17 protein-coding genes and 1 pseudogene are annotated in these 21,323 nt (G+C 39.6%); 3 read left to right on the plus strand and 15 right to left on the minus strand.

The window, feature by feature from the left end; translation table 11 throughout:
* Window positions 1-244: 244 nt before the first annotated feature.
* The 6 genes from NQ550_RS15875 to NQ550_RS15900 form a co-directional block, all read right to left on the minus strand.
* A complete protein-coding gene (locus tag NQ550_RS15875; protein ID WP_025579127.1) occupies window positions 245-1,957 on the minus strand; it encodes a glycogen synthase in 1,713 nt (570 codons plus the stop codon).
* Between the two features lie 309 nt (window positions 1,958-2,266).
* Window positions 2,267-2,854 carry a cytidylate kinase-like family protein gene (locus NQ550_RS15880; protein ID WP_025579125.1) on the minus strand — a complete coding sequence of 196 codons (588 nt, stop codon included), beginning with the start codon at window positions 2,852-2,854 and terminating at the stop codon, window positions 2,267-2,269.
* A gap of 12 nt (window positions 2,855-2,866) precedes the next feature.
* Entirely contained in the window at window positions 2,867-4,234 is a 1,368-nt protein-coding gene (locus NQ550_RS15885) for an MATE family efflux transporter (protein ID WP_008706686.1), read from the minus strand.
* Window positions 4,235-4,472: 238 nt separating this feature from the next.
* Window positions 4,473-4,988 (minus strand): CarD family transcriptional regulator, encoded by a 516-nt coding sequence (locus tag NQ550_RS15890; protein WP_025579124.1) that lies wholly within the window; start codon window positions 4,986-4,988, stop codon window positions 4,473-4,475.
* 28 nt (window positions 4,989-5,016) lie between these two features.
* The gene (locus tag NQ550_RS15895; RefSeq protein WP_025579122.1) at window positions 5,017-5,238 is read right to left on the minus strand and encodes a hypothetical protein; all 222 of its coding nucleotides are present in this window, start codon (window positions 5,236-5,238) and stop codon (window positions 5,017-5,019) included.
* A gap of 273 nt (window positions 5,239-5,511) precedes the next feature.
* Window positions 5,512-6,840 carry an IS200/IS605 family accessory protein TnpB-related protein gene (locus NQ550_RS15900; RefSeq protein ID WP_259838045.1) on the minus strand — a complete coding sequence of 443 codons (1,329 nt, stop codon included), beginning with the start codon at window positions 6,838-6,840 and terminating at the stop codon, window positions 5,512-5,514.
* 416 nt (window positions 6,841-7,256) lie between these two features.
* Here NQ550_RS15900 and NQ550_RS15905 point away from each other — a divergent pair, with 416 nt between their 5' ends.
* Window positions 7,257-8,468: an IS110 family RNA-guided transposase gene (locus tag NQ550_RS15905; RefSeq protein WP_019160295.1), complete on the plus strand. Its 1,212-nt coding sequence runs from the start codon at window positions 7,257-7,259 to the stop codon at window positions 8,466-8,468.
* Between the two features lie 275 nt (window positions 8,469-8,743).
* Here NQ550_RS15905 and NQ550_RS15910 read toward each other — a convergent pair whose 3' ends face one another.
* The 4 genes from NQ550_RS15910 to NQ550_RS15925 all read right to left on the minus strand — a co-directional run bounded on the left by NQ550_RS15910 (window position 8,744) and on the right by NQ550_RS15925 (window position 12,899).
* Window positions 8,744-9,745 carry a helix-turn-helix transcriptional regulator gene (locus tag NQ550_RS15910; RefSeq protein ID WP_025580020.1) on the minus strand — a complete coding sequence of 334 codons (1,002 nt, stop codon included), beginning with the start codon at window positions 9,743-9,745 and terminating at the stop codon, window positions 8,744-8,746.
* Between the two features lie 165 nt (window positions 9,746-9,910).
* A complete protein-coding gene (locus NQ550_RS15915) occupies window positions 9,911-11,005 on the minus strand; it encodes an Ig-like domain-containing protein (protein ID WP_049947374.1) in 1,095 nt (364 codons plus the stop codon).
* Between the two features lie 203 nt (window positions 11,006-11,208).
* The gene (locus NQ550_RS15920) at window positions 11,209-11,955 is read right to left on the minus strand and encodes a hypothetical protein (protein WP_008706691.1); all 747 of its coding nucleotides are present in this window, start codon (window positions 11,953-11,955) and stop codon (window positions 11,209-11,211) included.
* A complete protein-coding gene (locus NQ550_RS15925; protein ID WP_025580022.1) occupies window positions 11,940-12,899 on the minus strand; it encodes a hypothetical protein in 960 nt (319 codons plus the stop codon). Before NQ550_RS15925 ends, NQ550_RS15920 begins: the two co-directional genes overlap by 16 nt.
* A gap of 288 nt (window positions 12,900-13,187) precedes the next feature.
* Between NQ550_RS15925 and NQ550_RS15930 the strand changes: the two genes are divergently transcribed.
* Together NQ550_RS15930 and NQ550_RS15935 are read left to right on the plus strand one after the other, a co-directional pair.
* Window positions 13,188-13,325, plus strand: coding sequence for a hypothetical protein (locus NQ550_RS15930; RefSeq protein WP_242833635.1), 138 nt, complete (start codon window positions 13,188-13,190; stop codon window positions 13,323-13,325).
* Window positions 13,326-13,361: 36 nt separating this feature from the next.
* A complete protein-coding gene (locus NQ550_RS15935; RefSeq protein ID WP_242833636.1) occupies window positions 13,362-15,704 on the plus strand; it encodes a winged helix-turn-helix domain-containing protein in 2,343 nt (780 codons plus the stop codon).
* A 200-nt stretch (window positions 15,705-15,904) separates the two neighbouring features.
* On the opposite strand, the pseudogene NQ550_RS15940 reads toward NQ550_RS15935, so the two are convergent.
* The 5 genes and pseudogenes from NQ550_RS15940 to NQ550_RS15960 all read right to left on the minus strand — a co-directional run.
* Window positions 15,905-16,168, minus strand: a pseudogene (locus NQ550_RS15940) (PfkB family carbohydrate kinase); the annotation flags it as partial.
* Window positions 16,169-16,179: 11 nt separating this feature from the next.
* Entirely contained in the window at window positions 16,180-17,664 is a 1,485-nt protein-coding gene (locus NQ550_RS15945) for a glycoside hydrolase family 32 protein (protein WP_025580025.1), read from the minus strand.
* Between the two features lie 31 nt (window positions 17,665-17,695).
* A complete protein-coding gene (locus NQ550_RS15950) occupies window positions 17,696-19,375 on the minus strand; it encodes a type 2 periplasmic-binding domain-containing protein (RefSeq protein WP_008706701.1) in 1,680 nt (559 codons plus the stop codon).
* A 19-nt stretch (window positions 19,376-19,394) separates the two neighbouring features.
* Complete coding sequence (locus NQ550_RS15955; protein ID WP_022380668.1) at window positions 19,395-20,288, minus strand: carbohydrate ABC transporter permease; 894 nt, start codon at window positions 20,286-20,288, stop codon at window positions 19,395-19,397.
* 12 nt (window positions 20,289-20,300) lie between these two features.
* On the minus strand, window positions 20,301-21,239 hold the full coding sequence (locus NQ550_RS15960) for an ABC transporter permease (protein ID WP_008706704.1): 939 nt from the start codon (window positions 21,237-21,239) through the stop codon (window positions 20,301-20,303).
* Window positions 21,240-21,323: the final 84 nt, after the last annotated feature.

Genomic DNA, 21,323 nt, shown 5'->3' on the forward strand with positions numbered 1-21,323 from the left:
CCTTTTTTACATTGTCTAGTAAATTAACATCATACATGTTAGTCTTGTCTAACCTCGATTTTCTAAAAAACCGTGTGAAAACAAAACTGTAATTCCACACGGTTTCTTTTCTTCTGTATTCAGTATATCACTTTTATCTGGTTTATCAACCAGATTTTGTCTCAATTTGTTACGCACTGCGTAGCCATTTGGAAAGACCAGTACATCGTTTTCGAAATATACACCAGAGCATATTGTCGGCACACTAATCTCTTGGTGTTAATCCTACATACATATCTTTGTACTGTTTTGCACTCTTTTCCCAGGAAACATCTTTATTCATATCACGGATCACCATATCATCCCAGGATTTTCTGTTCTCGAAATAGAGCGTCTTTGCTCTGTTGATCGCATCGTAAAGCAGCCCGCTTTCATATCTGTCAAATGTAAAACCGTTTCCTGTATTCTCAAACATATTATAAGGCTGAACCGTATCTTTAAGTCCTCCGGTCTCTCTTACAATCGGAACTGCACCATATCTCATGGCTATAAGCTGTGTAAGTCCACATGGTTCAAATCTTGATGGAACCAGAAGTGCATCACATCCTGCATAAATATTGTGAGCCACATTTTCATTGTAAGCAATATATGCACAGAAATTGCCTTTATATTTGTTTTCATAATAACGGAATGTATTTTCATACTGAGAATCACCAGTACCAAGAACAACCACCTGCGTATGTTCATCCATAATTCCCGGGATTACGTCATTTACAAGATCAAGACCTTTCTGGTTGGTGAGACGTGAAATAAGTCCGATTACCATCTTATGCTCATCTACATCCAGCCCCAGAGATTCCTGAAGAGCTTTTTTATTAACCTTTTTATTCTTTATCGCTGACTTCTCATCATAATCAGCAGCTAACAGCTTATCAGTTGCAGGATTCCAGATATCCGTATCAATACCATTCACAATTCCCAGAATCTTATTGTTGTGATATCTTAAATGCTCTGCAAGTCCCTCTCCATATTCCTCTGTCTGAATCTCCCAGGCATAGGTGTTACTTACAGTTGTAACTTTATTGCTGTAAGCGATGCCACCCTTTAACATATTGGCATCCAGCCAGTTCTGGATCATGCAGTCCTTATTAAATACATAATCAGGAAGTCCTGACCAGTATTGAATCTTTTTTCTGTCATAAATACCCTGGAACTTCAGATTATGTATTGTGAGTACTGAAATTGCACGTCCTACATCTGTATCCTGAAAACAGGTTCTCAGATAAAGTGGTACTAAAGCTGCCTGCCAGTCATGACAATGTACTACATCAGGAGTCCAGTTCAAATAATTAAGGGCAGCAAGGGCAGCTTTTGCAAAATAACAGAATTTCGGAATGTCATCTATGAGATTCGTATATGGATTTCCCCAGGAGAAGAACTCATCATTATCTATAAAATCATAGACAACCCCATCCTCCTGATATTCCATAATTCCCACATAATACTGCTTTCCATCAGAGCAGAGATTCATATCAAAGGAACCCCTGTATTCCATCTTTTCCTGAAATTTCTGAGGAATACATTTGTATCTTGGAATAATGACCTTAACATCAATGTTTAATTTTGCCAGACTCTTTGGCAGGGCAGACATTACATCTCCCAATCCGCCGGTCTTAACAAATGGATAACATTCTGATCCAATGAAGGCTACACTTCTTCGCGGTCCCAGATCAGGCTGTCTCGTTGGAATGTTCTGTTCATTCTGTTCAACAGATGGCTTCTGAACAATTACGGCTTGCTTAACAGAAACATTCTCTACTGTTGGAGCAACAGTCTTAACAGCTTTTTGAGGACTGTTTTTTGCACTGCTTTTTACGCTGTTTCTTGCATTGCTCTTTGTATTACTCTTTGCATTGCCTTTGGTACTGCTTTTGGTACTGCTTTTGGCACTGCTTGTTTGAACTGTTTTTTTTCTCATATCATTGATCTCCCTTTTGCATTTTACAAAGTCCGAAATTTATTATGCCTTAACTAAAATGTCCTCCGGTAAGTTCCTGATAAACATTCATTTTGCAGATATTTATCATTTCCTGTTAATTTCAATTATAACACAAAATGCGCAAAGTAACTATTATTATCTGAAATGCTTCCATCACTTAACTCTTACCTGAATGATACAAGCTGGTTTATTCCTTTTCATTATATCTGCTTCTTTTATTTTACAGATACACTACATAGAAAAAGGGATCTTCCACTCAGTCAATTTGAATAAAAACATAATCTGTTTTTATTTCACGCATTCCATAATTATCATCTCACATCTGTCATATCCAAGCTGTGAGCTGTTCAGGCACAGTGTGTAATTGCTGGCTTTTCCCCAGTTCTGATCTGTGTAAAAGTTATAATTTGTTCTTCGCCTTTTATCTGTGTCTGCCATCATTTTCACAGCTTCCTTCTCTTTTACATTGTATAAACCAGTGATACGCTTTATTTTTTCCGGCATGTCCCCATGAATAAATACATTCAGCACATCGTCCCGGTCTTTCAGTATATAGTCTGCATTTCTTCCAATGATCACACAAGGCTCCTTCTCAGCCAATTCTAAAATAATATTTCTCTGTGCCTCATACACCATGTCCTCCACAGATTTTCCTGTGATATCACGACCGGAAAATGCATATGCGAACAAACCTTTTTTCGGAGATAATTCCGCATTTTCCTGAATATATTCCGGTGATAAGCCGGACTTTTCTGCAATCTGACCAATGATATTTTTATCATAATAGGCAATTCCGAGTTTCTTTGCCACTTCTTCTCCGATAAAACGTCCACCGCTTCCAAATTCCCTGCTGATCGTAATAATTCTTTTTGCCATCTCTGATTCCTCCTAGTTTAAAACATCAACCCTATTTTTTCTGATTTTCTTTAAAAATACATATCCCACAAAACATGAAATTATTTCAGTAATTGGAAATGCCCACCAGATCAACGAAACTCCCATCTGACCATTTCTGACAAACAGAGAAAAGATTCCCGCCAGTGGCAGGATAATAATCAGCTGTCTCAAAAGTGAAATCACCAGTGATTCCAGGCCGCCATCCAATGCCTGGTAAATTCCCTGATAAGCAACATTAATTCCGGCAAACAAGAAACTCACTGAAATCACTCTCATCGCGGCAATAAAATATTCTCTTGACTGTCCTGCATTAAACAGCATTGCAAATGCTCCGGGGAAAATTTCCGTAATTGCAATTCCCAGAATCATTAATGCAATGGTATAAATAATTCCATATTTGATACCATCCTGAATTCTCTTTTTGCTTCTCATTCCATAAGCAAATGCAATGATCGGAGTGATCGCATCTCGCAGACCAAAAGCAAGGAAGAGAACAAACTGCTGGACTTTATAGAACAATCCATAGGCTGTCTGTGCTGATGGATTGAACTTCAGGATTAGATTCATCACATAAACCATAATAGACATCAGAGCCTGCGCAATAATTGCCGGAAGTCCGATTGCATAGATTTCTTTTATAACACCAGCATTCGGTTTCATGTATTTCGGTCCATGCCCGAATTCCCTGTTCAGTTTCATATGAAAAATAAGCAGCAATACAGCAGAAGCAACCTGACCAATTACAGTTGCGTAAGCTGCACCTTTCACTCCCATTTCAGGGCAAGGTCCAATACCGTAGATCATGATCGGATCGAGAATAATATTTACAACGGCACCAACCACCTGTCCGATTGTAGAATAAAGAGAACGACCTGTTGCCTGTAATAGCTTTTCAAATAAAGAAAAGAAAATAATACCAAAAGAAATCACACAGCATATCCGCAGATAACTGACTCCCATTTCAAGTACTTCTGCATCAACTGTCTGTGATGAAATATATGCTTTCACTCCAAAAATACCAAACAGTAAGCAGACCACGTAAATGATCACACCCAGGAACAGACTGTTTCCTGCTACCTTTGCAGCCTTTTCCCTGTTTCCCTGTCCAAGTGTCCTTGCAAGAAGTGCATTGGTTCCTACACCTGTTCCGATTCCTGCCGCTACCATAAGCATCTGAACCGGAAATACCAGAGTGAGGGCATTTAATGCAGCTTCACTGCCTACTCTCATATTTCCTACAAACGCACTGTCTACAATGTTATAGACCGCCTGCAATGCCATGGATAAGATCATAGGGATTCCCATCTGGATCATCAGCTTATTCACCGGCATATCCTTCATTTTGTTGCTTTCTGCCATTTTACTTTTACTCCTCTCTTTTCTGCACAAAAAAAATGCGCACCCTGTCACATAAGCTGGACTTACGCTGACAGGCTACACACTTTCTTCATGGCAAATATTCTATTTTAACAAAAGAAAAACGAGTAGCATGAAACTGGATTTACGCTCATCTGCTACTCGTTCATTATCATTATATTTCCTGTTTTCTAAAAAGTCAAACGAAATATTTTTTACAATTTACATTTTACAATGCACATCAATCTATTTTATTTTGATCGATGTAATCAATAATCGTTTTACAAATTTCCTGCTTTGGCTTTTCAAGTGCAACTCCCAGTTCCATATATAACAGATTTTCTGCTATCTGGAAATACCTTGCATCTGTAGCAGTACACTTTTTCCCCTGTGCAAGTCTTTTCTGCTTCCGCTGATAAATCATTTTTATAATAGCAACTAATGCCTCAGGGTTATTTGCTCTTACTGCTTCTTTATAATTTTGTTCCCTCATTTTTTCATTGTTTGTCCATGCTGTCGGGATATCCGGAATTCGTTTGATCAGATTCCAGGCTTCTTCTTTTGTCAGACATAATCTCAGTCTTGAATCTGAGCTTGAAACAGGAACATATATTTTGTCCTTTTCATCTTCTACTGGTTTCATCAGATAATATAACTTATCGTTTTTTTCATCCTGCGGATTCAAATATAAAATATTTTCTATTTTACAGATACCTGTAACTGATTTGCTGACAAAGTCTCCAATTTCATATTTCACAAAATCCACTCCTTGCTGACTGGCATTCTTATTCCGTAAAAGTATAACGTACAAAAGAACCCTGATTGTCTCCTGTTACTATTACAACATCTCCACTCTCATTGCGTGTGGATTCCAGAATCGGAAATCTTCCATTTTCTTTTACATAGGCTTCCGGGCTGGCTGCTTCTGCCTCGATCAAAGTTTTTTTACTGTATTGTTCTCCTCCACACGGATTTATATCCTCAATAAAAATTTCATACTCATGCATATGCAGTTCCTCCTGAAATTCATTTTATAAAAACAAGCAGCATAACTATTGTTTTCCGACTCATTATGCTACTCGCCCTTATTTTTATTATAAAGCCATTTTACTTTGATGTGAACCTCACATGACTGAAGTCACGTGCTTCCAGACGCTTTAGGCGTCAGACTGAATATCGGCGGATACGCCTATAACTTAGGTACGCAGTTATGCGCATTTCCCATGCCAGATATGGCAGGTTCCCACATTACAGGTAGTCCACTGTATATCTGCCTGTATCTATGCTGCTTTTAAACGTTCCATTTCTGAATGGAGTTTCCTCAGATCTGCATAAACGCATGAGGTTCTACGCTTTACAGGAGGGACTTTTGCCTCCAGTAAAGACCTTTCCGTTGCCGGAAGGGGTTTTAAAAGTTCCCTTATAAAATATCTCGCCCCTATATTATAGGATGCTGACAGGTCACAATTATATCGTTTTCCTGTCTGGAAAGTACAGAGGCTGTGATTTTCCCAGTCACGTGTTACCGCCCCGGAACCATCATAAGCCAGTCTGCTGGTATTCCATGCGCAGATCCTGGATACCCGCATCCCTTTCCTGTGTGCCTGATGTTCACAACACTTCTGGATATCTCTTTTTCTCCACAGGTGCAGTTTCTGTTTTTTCTTTCCCGATATCTTCCCCTGCATCTCCAGATACTCGAACACGATCACATCTGCATGGTTTTCTTCCGCATATCTTACAATCGCACCTGCAGTCTTTTTACCCAGTTCTGTGTTCAGACGTTTCGTATATGCCCATCTTCCCTGTGTCTGCGCAGAGCCATGTTCCCTCTGGGATCTGCGGATCCGTCCCAGTGTGCGGTACATCCGGTCTTTTTCACTGGGATGATCTATAAATCTTCTTCCCAGGACAGTTCCGTCTGCCCGCATGATCGTACAGACTGCATCGGTATTGATCCCTAAGTCCACGCTACAGATAATCTGTTCTTTCACAGGTGTTTTGGTAAGTGTTACTTCCTCTTTATAGGAAAAACGCAAAAAATACTTCTGGTGTCTCTTTTCCAGAGTCGGGGCAGATGCCTTTTTCCCTGACCAGCATTTTCTCAGATATTCCATATCCGTATGATCCAGACGTACACAGGACCATTTCCAGTCATGACCGTCATAGAGTTTCAGGTATGCTTCGTCTTTCCCTTCCGCGCCTTCACGATACATGACATCACGGTAGAAGACCGGCATGGCGTGATTCTCATATACAAGCTTTGGTTTCCCGCTCTTTCCGTCGGTCTTTTCCCATAGATCCAGCCGTGTTTTATAAGAGGATACTGTCCCCAGTGCATGCTGGATGGCAGATCTGCGCAGATAGGAAGGCATCTTTGGGAACCGGATATCAAAATCAAAACAGGCATTGTTTTTCTTCGTAGTATGTACCAGATGTTCTGCAGCATTAAAACGCCTCTTTGCATCCGGGATTTCTGCTAATTCTTCCCATACCTGCACATAAATCCCAATCAGATAGCTGACAGCAGAACGATAGATCTCCAGTGTCTGGCGGATCGGGATATTCTGTTTTCGTAATTCTACACCATAACTGGATATTATCTGCATTTTTATTTTTCCCTGATAACTCTTTTCTCAGATTCTGTTGTTTTTTCTACTACCCATGGCTATATTTTAGCACATATAGCGCTAAAAATAAACATATGTTTTCCTTTGGGTAAAAAATTTGCGCGTCTAACTCATCACTACTACAATATATTTATGGGTAATCCCCTTACTTCCAGTAAGGATTTATCCATCTCATTACTTAAACTGTTAGAATGTAGGATGCAATGGTATATCGACTTCATCACTTGGACCTCGCGTCCGTACTTTAGACTGATAACCGGCTCCTCATTCACAGTGTTCGTTTTATGCAGGTTGGATCACATTAGGTGCATTCGTGTCACACACAGTAGTTTGAACAGGTAATGAGTAAAACTGGTATTTATCCATTGTAATATTTTTTAAGGAGTGATAAATTTATGAACGCAGTAGGTATCGATGTTTCAAAAGGTAAAAGTATGGTTACAATTCTGAGACCATTTGGGGAGATTGTATCCTCTCCTTTTGAGATTAAGCACACATCCAGTGATATCCATTCACTTATTAAACTTATTCATTCTATCGAAGGTGAATCCCGGGTTGTAATGGAACATACCGGCCGCTACTACGAAGCACTTGCTCACCAGCTTTCAGCAGCAGATCTCTTTGTCAGTGCTGTTAATCCCAAGTTGGTCAAAGATTTTAATAACGATTCTCTTCGCAAAATCAAGTCCGACAAAGCTGATTCTGTCAAGATTGCCCGCTACGCTCTTGACAAATGGCAAAGTCTTGAACCGTATAGTATTACAGATGAATTACGCGCTCAGCTAAAGGTCATGAATCGTCAGTTCCATTTCTATGTGAAACAAAAAACGGCTATGAAAAATAATCTTATTGGCCTCATTGACCAGACCTATCCAAATGCAAATACTTATTTCAATAGTCCCACCCGCAGTGATGGTTCCCAGAAATGGGTTGATTTTGTCTCTACATACTGGCATGTAGATTGCATTCGTAAAATGTCTCTAAACGCTTTTGTTGAACATTATCAGAACTGGTGCAAGCGCAAAAAATATGCCTTCAATAAATCAAAAGCGGAAGAAATTTACACCAAAACAAAGGAACTTGTTCCAGTATTTCCTAAGAATGAAATAACCAAACATATCATCAGACAAGCTATCGATCAGCTCAACAGTACTTCCGTTACTGTCGAAACAATACGCACTCTCATGAACGAGACTGCCTCAAAGCTTCCTGAATACTCAATTGTCATGCAGTTTAAAGGGATCGGTCCATCTCTCGGTCCACAGCTTATGGCTGAGATCGGTGATGTAACCAGATTCACGCATAAAGGAGCCCTTACTGCATTCGCCGGAGTTGATCCTGGGGTAAACGAATCTGGTTCCTATGCACAAAAAAGCGTCCCAACATCCAAACGTGGATCTTCAAATTTAAGAAAGACTCTTTTTCAAGTAATGGATGTTCTTATCAAAACCATGCCTCAGGATGATCCTGTATATCAATTCATGGACAGAAAACGCACCCAGGGTAAGCCTTACTATGTTTATATGACTGCAGGTGCTAATAAATTTCTCAGAATATACTATGGACGAGTGAAAGAATATCTTTCTGTTCTTCCTGATCCAAGCTAATTCAAAACTTTTACTTTCAGACCAGCACTGGTTGTGGTGGCCTTATTTTAATGCCTAATTTTTAACCTGTAAAGTTTTTTAACTTTCTTCAATTTTAGTATTGACTTTTTATTTGCAGGCTAAAGTAACGAGAATGCGACGCGCAGTTATTCAAAAGCGTTTTTTACTAAAAATGTATCTTCTGTTTTTAGGCATTATTACTATGTATTTTCATATCCTGCGGCATCAGCGGATGGTTACGCAGGGCAAATATCGTATCTTCGTGGATTTCCTGATTATTTTAATACGAAATTCTTTAATTCATCCCTCTTTTTGACATGAAGCTTATTAAAGATATCTGTAAGATAATGCTTCACTGTGTTTAAGGATACCCCTATGTGTTCTGCGATCTCCCGGTTGCTCCAATCCCGGCAGGCCAGCATGGCAATGGAAAATTCCATGGTAGTCAGAGCGTCTGTCACCGGTCTGTCTGATGCAGGATTGTGAACCGCCATCCATCCACGGCTGAAGGTAATAACTGCATCCGATATTTTTCTGTACATCTCCGGATTTTCTTTGCGGATGCAGGACTCCAGAAGTCCCTGGAGAAGTCCGTGGAGTTCGATAAACGGCTCGATAAGCTCATCCTTCACTGCCAGTTTCCATGCAGTGAGTATGGCTTTTTCTGCTTCTGCCTGATTCTTCAGACTGATTTCACACATAGCAGTCACACAGTAAAGATATATCATCCCAACAGGATAAATTTCTTTACAGGAAAACAGTGCCGCATCACAGATTCCCAGCGCTCTGCTGTATTCACCTTTCAGATAAAGGTCATGGGAAATTACATTGGTAGCAAAAATTCTCAGTCCCTGAGGCAGACTGCTCATATATTTCTTCATATCAGGCAGTTTCTCTGTAGAGAGATGTAAAAGAACCGTTCCCATATATCCTGCAAATACACAGTATGCTGTATTTCTCTCAGAAGTGGGAGCTTCCATCTCTTTTCTCAGACATTCCCGGATGATCTCAAGGCCACGTCCGGATGCCTTCGCATTTCCCAGTGTAAGATTAGAGTACACATAGAGCATACATGCAGACAGCTTCAGTTCCAGCCGGGAACTCATAATATAAATCTCCACCAGATCACTGCATTTCTGCGCCTGCCCTGTGAAATAATAAAATTCTGCAATAGCGATCTCCCGGAAATCCCTGTCTGCAAAACTCTCTGCTGCTTTTCTTGCATTTCCTGGCTCAAATGCTGTATTTATCAGTGGTAATACTGTATTTTCCGTCATATATCCACTCTGCCATGTCCTTTCTCTCTGTATTTTTTTATATTACCACCTTTTTCTTGTTTTTTCTATAATACTTATAAATTCCCGGAACGAAAAAAATACCGGATCAGGCCTGTTTGGCTCAATCCGGTATGTTTTCATTTCACAGTTAAAACCCCCTCAGGATTATTTTACAGTGATTTTCAGAGCTTTGTATACGCCATTCTGTGCATATACCCATATTGTGCAGGTTCCTTTGCCTGTTGCTCTGATAAGGCCATCCGGGGTAACGGTGGCTACTTTTGTATTGCTGCTTTCGTAACAAAGTTTTCTGTGGCGTGCAATCTTCTTATCTTTCTTTACTTCTTTTGCTTTTATCTGTGCGGTTTTTCCCATTTTCAGGGTGATCTTTGAAACATTCTTTTTGTTTCCAATCTGGGTTACGGAAACAGCTTTTGCATTTCCGTATTTACCGCCTCCGGTGACTGCATGTACAGATATGGACGTGTCTGTCACTACCTTTTTGCCATTTACCATTCTGCAGGCTTTTACCACATATTTGTAGTAAGTACCTTTTTTCAGATCCTTCTGGGTCCATGTGCTGATATCTCCACCGGTGATGGTGGCAAGCTTCCTGTACTTGTAAGACTTTGTACCTGTATTACAGCGGTTGCCGTATACGAAATATCCATCTGCATCCTTAATGATGTTCCACTGCAATGTCACAGAAGTTTTTGTCTGTTTTACAGAACGGGCTCTTAACCTTCTGAAGCCTGTGGTCTTATTGATTGTGGGTTCATCTGGGACTTTCACTGTGATCATAATGGAAGCTGTAATTTTTCCATCCTCTGTTGTAACTGTGATCTCTGCAGTTCCATTTCCAACTGCTGTTACCTTGCCGTTTTCATCTGTAATGGCAACTTTTTCGTTATCGGATTTCCAGATCAGTTTCTGTAAATCTGCATTTTCAGGCTCAATCTTTACTTTCAACTCTGTGGATTCACCAATCTTTGTCAGGGTTTCTTTCTCTGCTTCTATGGTGAGCTTCTGGATTTCCACAGGGATCTTCCCTGTTACGGAAACTGTCACTGTGTAACTGCCGCTTACAGATGTTGCGGTAATGGTGGCAGTTCCGTTTCCCACTGCTGTTACCTTGCCGTTTTCATCTACAGTTGCCTGATTCGTTGCACTGTCCTTATGCAGTCTGAAAATCTTGTACTCCCGGATGGTATAAGGTTGATTATTAATCATTTTATCCGGGATTTTAATCCTGATATTCATATTGATTATCTAAGTTGATCCTGTATATCACTCTTTCACGTAAAAAAGCACGTACTTTTATACCCAAAAGGCGTGCAAGTCTCGCTCCTCACACGCCATAATAATATCTCTATTCTTCCTTTAATACCTTTTAACGATTATCCCCATTCCAGTTCATTCTGTCTGATATTCCATAGTCCTGCCGTGACAGATAAAGAGCACTTTTATCCGAATACTTTCTTTAACAATTCCATAATATCCTCATTTTTCAGTCCATATCTTTTCAATGAATTTTGATCAAATGGTTCCTGCTCCAGCAAGTCAATAAAACTATGTATATCATTACCTACTGCAATCGGCAATCCTTCTACTTTTTCAAGCATAAGTTCCGATGCAATACGCAAAATATCTTTTTTATGCTTCTTTATGTCACTGGAATCCACTTTTTCACCTAAATCTTTTCGACTTTTCAAATCAAGATACGCTTTTGCCTTGAAAAGTATTATATATTCTGGTCTTAGAACAGAAAGTCCATTTCTTATAACTTTTCCATTAAGAAGTGCCTTATAGTAATCATCATTCAAAAGAATTGCTGATAAACTGGATACTTCATCATCAATATGTATCGGTGTAATTCCTTCCGCGCTTTTAAGTTCAAAATCGCTTCTGCAAAACAATTCGATCATTTTCGGAAATTTATCTTCTTCTGGTTTATCAAACCTATAGAATTGAGGGTTACTACCATTTGTTGCTTTATTTCTATATTTCCCATCAACGATAAACTTCCAAAATTTCTCTCCAAACTCCGGAGTTAATGCTTCAACAATCAAAACCATATCCAGATCTCTTGTAGCCCTGAAATTCACTTCATTACTCTCAAAAAGAATATCGCAGGCTGCGCCACCTATTAAAACATACTGTTCTTCATAATCTGCAAAGTACTTCCAAAATGTATCTAATCCTTTGACCATACATATTCCTCTAACATCTCATTAATAGAAATATCAACTCGTTCCTCTTCTTGTTCATCTCCTGTCAGTGACAGTACTACGCTTAAAGGATCTTGAAATCCTTTTCCCAGAAAATCAATAAAATATCCCAGTTCCAAGACAACACAGCCAATTTCTTCCAATTCACTCACTTGTTTTTCCGCTTTCACTCCACTATCTTTTAGTTCTTTCTTCGTCACGGCATAAGTAGGATAAACATTATCGGACAAAAGAGAATACTCACATAAAGCAGAAATACCTGCTTTCTTTTCAAATTTTATATCTTCTCTCAAAATAAATCTTCGAATTACCGGATTTCTTAATACCATCTTAATCTGCTGCCATAATTGTTCTCGTTCATCCGGAATATCGATGACTCTTGATTTACCTTTCATACCCAACACATCAATATTTAAATATTCCAGTTCGTCAAAACACCGGCTTGCAGATTTTGTTGACACTTCCAATCGTTTCGCCGCATCAGATACTTTTACTTCATTCCATCGTTCATAAATGGCCATTAGAAGCATTTTTTGCGTCAAAAATGAAATCAAATGAACTGGTGCCAGCTCTCTTTCATTTCCTTTACTCAGCAAATATCCAATAAACGGGAGAAATACCTGCTTCCTATCTATTACAAAAGGAATTCCTTCTTCTATCATCTTTTCTTTTATATAAAATGTTGTTCGATCAAGAAAAACTGCACAGTTTAATCCTGTTATTTTTTCCACGCCAGCTCTGTCTCTACGCAAAACAACAAGTCCGATATCATCTTTGGGATGAATAGCCATCCATAATACACCATTAGTCTCTACTGTAAAAATGTCATATCTTCCACGATATGCTAATGGAAGTTTTTTATATACCTCTTTATTCTCTGTCATTATTACATTTTGCCGTAATGTTTTTTCCAAAAATTCTCTCATACTAATCACCTTTTTATAAATGTGACTTTTTTTACGTCGCATTTACAATTTATCATATGTTGTTTAATTTTTCAAGTAAAATGTAATTACATAATCATAGACTTTTGAAGGTTCCATACGAATTATCTGATAGAGAAGCGTTTCAGAAGGAACCTGGAACCAAAAAGTGTCCCCGTATAGCAAAAGCAGTGGCAGATATTGCCTGAAAAACCACCTGGGAAAAAGTTTCATTTTGATACTTTATATGTTAAAATGAGACATATCGTATCAAGTGAGGGGTTTTTATAGATGTCTAAAAAGAAATATAATCTGAATACAATTTACATCTCTGAGCGTCTGCAGGAGAATCTGAAGCCGATTTCACAATCTGCATTCACTGCTGTGACCGCTCCCATGGGATATGGAAAAACAACTGCCATCAGCTAGTATCTGGACAAACAGAGCAAAAACGGAAATTCCTGTGTGATCCGGATTAGTATTTATTCTGATAATCTGTCTGTTTTCTGGCAGAGCGTTCAGAAGGCATTTGCCTTTGCAGGGCTTGATTTTCTGGATAATTATAGTTGCCCCTCAGATGCTGCCAGTGCCGGGATGCTTGCTGACGAGCTTTGTTATTCCCTGAGCGGTCAGACCTCTTACTACATTTTTATTGATGATTTTCATCTGTTGGGTGAACCTCATGTTGCAGATTTTTTTTGTATGCTTGCCAACAGACTGCCTGAAAATATCCACCTGATCGTATCCGGCAGAAATGCTTTTCTGTCCGGAAAAGAGATTCTCCGTCTTGGCAAAAAGTTATATCAGATCCATACCAGGGATCTGTGTCTGAATCGCCGGGAGCTTTCTGTCTATACCCATCGCTGCGGTGCCAGCCTGAACGAAGATCAGCTGAACACGCTTCTCTATTCCAGTGAGGGATGGTTCTCTGCAGTCTATCTGAATCTCTGTACCTTTTTTGAAAGCGGACATTTTCCTGACAATACTTCTAATATCTATGATATGTTTTCCTCTGCCATGATCGCACCTCTTTCTGATGCGCAGCAGGAATTTCTCACTGTTATGGGACTTGCTGATGAATTTACCGTTGAGATGGCACTTTTTATTACAGGGAATCCGGAAGCCGGACAGATTCTTTCCCTTATGACCAGACAGAATGCTTTTATCACTCCTTTGTCCGATGGAATCAGCTTCCGTTTTCACCATATGATGAAGGAATGTACACAGCGTGCCTTTGCCATGCTTTCCCATGAAAAACAGGCAGATTTCCGGAATCGTTACGGACAATGGTATGAATCCCGGGGACAGTTTCTGCAGGCACTTGCTGCCTATAACAAGGCTCTTAACTATGATGCAGCACTTGCTGTTATCCAAAAGGATGCAGGAATCCTCCTGGCTTCTCTTTCGCCGGAAAAGGTTCTCGCATTTCTTGATGTCTGTCCAACAGAAATCCTGAAGAACAGGCCTCTGGCCCTTCTCGTATTAATGCGCCGTATGTTTACCTGGCATCAGATTCCCAAAATGCTAGAACTGAAGCAGCTTCTGACAGATACCATAGCTGAAGACAACACTTTGTCCGAAGATGAACGAAAGAATCTCTCCGGAGAATGTGATCTCATTATGAGTTTTCTGATGTATAACGATATCACCGGCATGAGCGTTCTGCACCGTCAGGCCAGTTCTAAAATGATCAGACCTGCCGTCAGTATCCGCAATACAGGAAGCTGGACCTTCGGTTCTCCTTCTGTTCTGATGATGTTTCACCGCAGATCCGGAACCCTGGATGCAGAACTGGCAGCTATGAATGAGTGTATGCCCCATTATTACAGGATCACCCAGGGGCATGGACAGGGTGCGGAATTGCTCATGAATGCAGAGGCAGCATTTATGCAGGGGAATTTTTCAGATGCACAGATTCTGCTGGAGCAGACTTATTCCACCATTGCCTCAAACGGACAGCACAATATTTCGCTCTGCTGTGATTTCCTTGCTGCAAGGCTTTCCCTTTTTCAGGAGAGTGTCACCTTTGTGAAGAACCCTGAAGTAAAGCGTAAGGAGCTTCTGTCTCTCCACAATATGATGTGGCTGAATATTTTTGACAGTACTTATGCTTATTACTATGCATTGATTAAAATGCCGGAAAAAATTCCTGCATTATTCAAAGACCATATGTTATCCACTGTCAGCTTTCTCTCTCCCTGCAGACCTATGATGGAAATGATCGAGAATCAGGTCTTTCTTTCACAGAAAATGTACGCAAAAGTTATAGGCAGAAGCGAAACGCTTCTGCCCTTCTGTGAGAAAATGCACTATGAACTTGTGTCTCTCCACGTTCAGATCCAGACCGCTTCTGCTTACACAATGCTGGGTAAACATCATGATGCACGACAGCTTCTGCAAAAAGCCTTAGGACACGCCATGCCGGATGGCTTTCTGATTCCGTTTGTAGAAAATTATAACTATATCAAGGACGTGCTGGGCAGTATTAATTCCATAACACCAGAGCCTTTCACAGACCGGATCCTTTCCCTTGGTTCTGTTTATGAACAACACTGCCTCCGCCTGTCCAGCCGTAATTCCAGACCTGAGATCCTAAATATGCTGAACAGCAGAGAAGCAGAAATCGCAGCTTTGATCACCGACCGTCTAAGCAACCGCGAAATTGCCGAAAGGTTATTTCTCTCTGAAGGCACTGTGAAGCAATATATCAATCAGATTTATTCCAAGTTGATGATCAACGGTGATACACGCACCAAAAGGAAACAACTGGCAGAGCTGATTTCTTCCATAAACAAGGGCCTTACCTGACACTTTGAGAAAAAAAAGCAAGGAAATCCACATGACCAAAGTCTTGCGATTTCCTTGCTATTTGGCAAGAATTACAAATTTAAAGTTTTTTACTTATTTGCATTTCTGATAGTATTTAAATACTGTTGGATTTCTTCTTGTTCGGGCATTACTCGCAGCGCACCTTTTCTTGTAGTAATGATAGAAGCTGCTACATTGACAAAATTTAGCATTTCTGTTTCCTTGAGAATATCCTCGGAAATCTCAGTTTTATTCAGCATCATGTCTGCTCCCGGATTACGATAGAAGGAAAAATCCCTATCTCCATCCGGATATGTATGTACCATAGCAAGCGTAGTATGAATTTTTTCATCTATACATAATCCAATGTCATCAATTCCTGCTTCTTTTATGGCTGCTCTCAACTGATCTCCAAAAAAATCATCACCAACCTTACCAATAAATGCTGTATTATGTCCCAATTTATAACGCTTTATTATAATAAATCATATTTCACTATATCAAGCTTAACTGCACCATCAGCAAAGAAAGAAATCCCCTTTGCTTCCTGCTTTGTAAGAATAACCGCAGACATAACCTGCTCGCCGTCATTAATAAATACTTCCACACTAAACTTATCCAAAATCACACGCAGTTTTAGTTCATTGCTGTCACCGTTTACCAGACAACTGCTCTGATGAACCAGCGCCCGTTCGCTTCCTGAGAATTTTCTATCGATTTTTAAAACAGATTCATCCGGACGGAAGCATAATGTAGAATGATATTTCTCATTCTCTGCAAAACAGAGTTCAAATTTTTTATAAAGATTGTCTTTATCTGCCGGTCGTATCACAAGTTCCAGATCTACCGTTCGTCCTTCAATCTGATCCAGTGTGAGCCTGGTATCTTTTATCACAACATTGTTATACTCGACTTTGTTTGCACGCATGGCATTAAGTTCTCTGATCGGAACCTGATACAATCTTCCGTTTTTAACAGACAGTTCTCTTGGAAGACTCATTTGTGCGAACCATCCAGAGTCATTGCATCGATATGCAAGCGTATCCCAGTTCTGCATCCAGGCGATCATAATTCTTCGTCCATCCGGTGCAAGCAGTGTCTGCATTGCGTAATAGTCAATTCCGTAATCAACACCTTGACAAAACTGTTCCTTTAAAGTATGTGTCTCAGGATCCAACTCCCCAATAATACATAACGTTCCATTTCCATTATGAAATTCTAATCCTTCCGGAAGCATATCCTGTGGACTTGTCAGAAGCACATATTTGCCGTCCAATTCAAAGAAATCCGGGCATTCCCACATTTTTCCATAACGATTTTGATTCTTTGCCAGAATGCTTACAAATTCCCATTCAAAGCCATTTTTACTTCTGTAAAGAAGGATCTGTCCGCTTCCATCAGCCGGACGACTTCCTATAACACAATAAAAGTTTCCATCGTTCCCTTTCCAGATTTTGGGATCACGAAAGTCTACTTTACTAGCCCCCTTTGGAAGATCTTTGGCTGTCAGAACCGGATTCTTATCATACTTTTCATAATCCTTACCATCTCCAACTGCCACTGCCTGTGTCTGAATATCCCTTACAGTTCCGTCTTCCAGTTTCTCCTGATTTACAGAAGTATACATAAGCAACTGTCTGCCATCCTCTAATTCTATGGCACTTCCTGAAAAACAGCCGAATTTATCATAATCTTCATCCGGTGCCAATGCAGTCGGAACATAGTTCCAATGCAATAAATCCTTACTCACTACATGTCCCCAGTGCATACTGTCCCAATGTGTGCTATACGGATTATACTGGTAGAACAAATGATACTCTCCTTTATAATAGGAAAATCCATTCGGGTCATTCATCCAGCCAACATAAGGAGTTATATGAAAGGCTGGTCTTTCTTCCTCTTTGATCTGCTGTCCCTGTATAAATTCATATTTTCTTGCCTTTTCCAACATTTCGCTCATATAGTTCCTCCTGTCAAAATGATATCTTCTCTTATTTTTCACTGCTTAATGAATCCTGATACTGGTCAAAATATTTTTGCTTGATTGAAAGGTAATCGGAAAGCCCGTACTTCTCCATTTTTTTCAGATAAGAATCCCATTCTTCATCAATTCCTCCGTTCAAGATCCAATCTGCTTTCTTCTGTTCTGCATATTTCTTAATATCTGTATCATACTGTGACACTTTGTTTGTATCATCAATACTCATAAATACATTAGGATAAACATATTTGCTGTTCATATCCTGTAAATATGTCTCATGCATATTATCCAGACGCCATTTCGCATCTTCCGGCTGTGTTACATATACGCCATAATATTCATTTAATATAGCGAGAGGACCATTTACAGATTGCGCTTCACGTACTTCCACCGGCGACTGATCTCCTAAGTCCATATGCTTTAACATTTTTTCGCCATCTTTGTTTACAGACAGCTCAAAAATATTAAAGGAATCCTTCTCTCCATAGGTTCCCCAGTTATTTTGCGGAGACTGAAGGGGTGCATACATCTGATCGATCCATGCGGCAGCAAGTGCCGTGTTACGGCAGCTGGTAGTAAGCACACATCTTCCTCTGTCAAAACCGCTGGTCTCACTGTTGTTCTGTCTGGTGATATTTCTCATTCCATCCGGTCCGGTCAGTGCCGGAAGCATCACATAATCCGTATTGTTGTCTATATTAGCAATATCCCATGTGAAGCAAAGTCCATAACGGTGATTCTTTCCTTTTGCAACATAAGTAGACCATTCCTGTGTAAATGCTTCCGGATCGATCAGATTCTCTGTCACAAGTTTATGCAGCCATTTGATACCTTCTTTGTATCCTTCCTGAACCGTTGTATAAATCACCTTACCTTCATCTGTTACAGCAAAATGATCTCCTGTGTCCCCATAACCATCTCCGAATCCATTTATTAAGATTGAAGGATCCTGATCTCCGTTATTGATAATAAATGACATTGGTATTACATCACCTTCAATGGAAAACTCTTGTTTCAGATCATCTGCATGATCTCGAAATTGAATCAGTACCTGCTCCAGTTCATCTGTTGTGGTTGGAATCTCAAGGCCAAGATAATCAAGCCATTTCTTATTAATATAAGGAATATCTCCAATGGCCTGAATTGCTTCTTTTCCGGAACCAAGCTGTTCAATCCACGGAAAAGAGTAAATATGTCCATCCGGTGCTGTACACATGGTTCTGTATTCCGGGTATTTTTCAAACACAGCCTGAAGGTTTGGCATATATTTGTCAATCAGATTTTCCAGCGGAATAATTATTCCCTGCTTTGCATAACGCAACAGATCATAATCACTCATGCCTGCATTAAACAGTCCATCCGGCAGATTTCCAAACTGAGCCAACGCCAGATTCTTTTTATCTGAAAACTGATCTGATACAAAGCAGGTCCAGTCAATATGAACATTTGTCTGTTCTTCCATTCTCTGGAAAATCACTCTTTTATTTGGATCCTGTGTTGAAGTGGCCGGTGCACTGGTAATAAAAGAAAGCTCCTCTGTTTCTTTCAATGGAAACTGTACATCCGATACCGGTGTATCCGGATTAATCTCAGCATCAAGCCTCTGCTGTTTTCCACACCCCATTATACTTACCATCATTGTTAAAGAAAGTCCAAGTGCAAGCAAACTTCTTACTCTGTTTTTCTTCATATCTGTATCATTCCTTTCTTTAGCCTTTTACCGATCCAACCATAATTCCTTTATCAAAATATTTCTGGAAAAATGGATACATCACTAAAAGTGGTAAACTTGATACTACAATTGTTGCATATTTCAACTGTTCTGCTACCTTTGCCATCTCTGCTGTGCTTTGGATATCTGCAATCATTCCCGGCTGTGGAGTATTCTGCACCAGGATTGAACGCAGTACCAGCTGCAATGGCTGAAGATTTGCATCGTTCAAATAAATCATCGCATCAAAGTAGCTATTCCACATTCCGACAAATGACCACAGTGCCAGTACTGCAATGATCGGTTTACATACCGGCATCATAATTTTGAAAAAATGCTGAATTTCATTAGCACCGTCAATTGCAGATGCTTCTCTTAATTCTGCCGGAATTGACTGATAATAAGTTCTTGCAAGAATCATATTCCAAACGTTAAATGCTCCCGGAATCAAAACCGCCCATACTGTATTTACCATATGCAGCTGATTGATCAAAATAAATGTTGGAATCATTCCTCCCCCAAAAAACATTGTGATCAGAAAAATCAGATTAAAAAATTTTCTTCCCACAAATTCTTTTTTAGACAGAGGAAAGGCTGCCAGTAATGTTACAAAAACTGAGATCACTGTAAATACAAATGAATACAGAAAAGAATTCAAAAATCCGCGCCAGATCATCTCATTCTCCAGTACTCTTCTATAAGCATCCAAAGTCCAGTCCTTAATATCAGAGCTCAGTCCCTGATTATTCAAAACAGTAGGATCCATAAAAGATGCAAGCACTACATATATAATTGGAATCGCAATAGAAAGTACAAACAGTCCAAGAATCGTGAATCCAATTCCAAGGATCAGACGATCTGTCCTTGAATATTTTCTCTTCTTTTTCTCCATCTTCTCTTCCTCCTATAATCCCTCTCCATCATTCAGCTTCTTTACAACCCAGTTTACAAAAATCAACAGAATTACATTTACAACTGAATTAAACAGACCTACTGCCGTAGAATAACCATAATCACCGTTCAAAAGACCGATGCGATATACATATGTAGATAAAATTTCTGATGCCGGCAGGTTCATATCTGTCTGCAATGCATATGCCTTCTCAAATCCAATGCTCATAATATTTCCTGCCTGCAGGATAAACTGAATTACAATAATGTTCTTAATCGCCGGAAGCTCCACGTACCAGATCTGCTGCAAAAGGTTTGCACCATCCATAACTGCCGCTTCTTCCAACTCTTTGCTCGCATTAGATAATGCTGCAGTATACATAATAGATGCCCAGCCTGCAGTCTGCCAAATTCCACTTGCTATATAAATAGTACGGAAAGCAGATGGCATTGTCATCCAGTTTGTGCTAATCCCAAGCAGCCTGTTCAAAGGTCCTACCGGTGATAACAGCATACGAACCATACCACAAAGTACTATTACAGATATAAAATTCGGCATATAGATCAGAAGCTGTACTTTTTTCTTGATCCCTGTTTTTTGAATACGATTCATAAGTAATGCCAGAATAATCGGAACCGGAAATCCCCATAATAATCCATAGATACTCAGCTTTAATGTATTCATCAGATAGTTCATAAAATCCGGTGATGATAAAAAACGTCTGAAATATTCAAGTCCAACCCATGGACTTCCAAGTACTCCCTTGATTACATTATAATCTTCAAACGCAATCAAAAGCCCTCCCATCGGAAGATACTTAAAAATGATTGTCAGTAAAAGTCCCGGCATTAAGAAAAAAAGATATAACTGCCAGTTTTTCTTCACATACGTAACCTTATTTCTCCACGTCTGCTTGCTTACGGGCTTTGCTTGGTTCTGCACTGTTTTCATGCACTTTTTCCTCCATTCCTTTCATACATTGTTCATGAAACCGGTTAAGTAACCGGTTACTTTATAATCTGATGTTACTACATC

Source organism: Blautia wexlerae DSM 19850 (assembly GCF_025148125.1).
In the GTDB taxonomy this organism is placed as follows: Bacteria; Bacillota; Clostridia; order Lachnospirales; family Lachnospiraceae; genus Blautia_A; species Blautia_A wexlerae.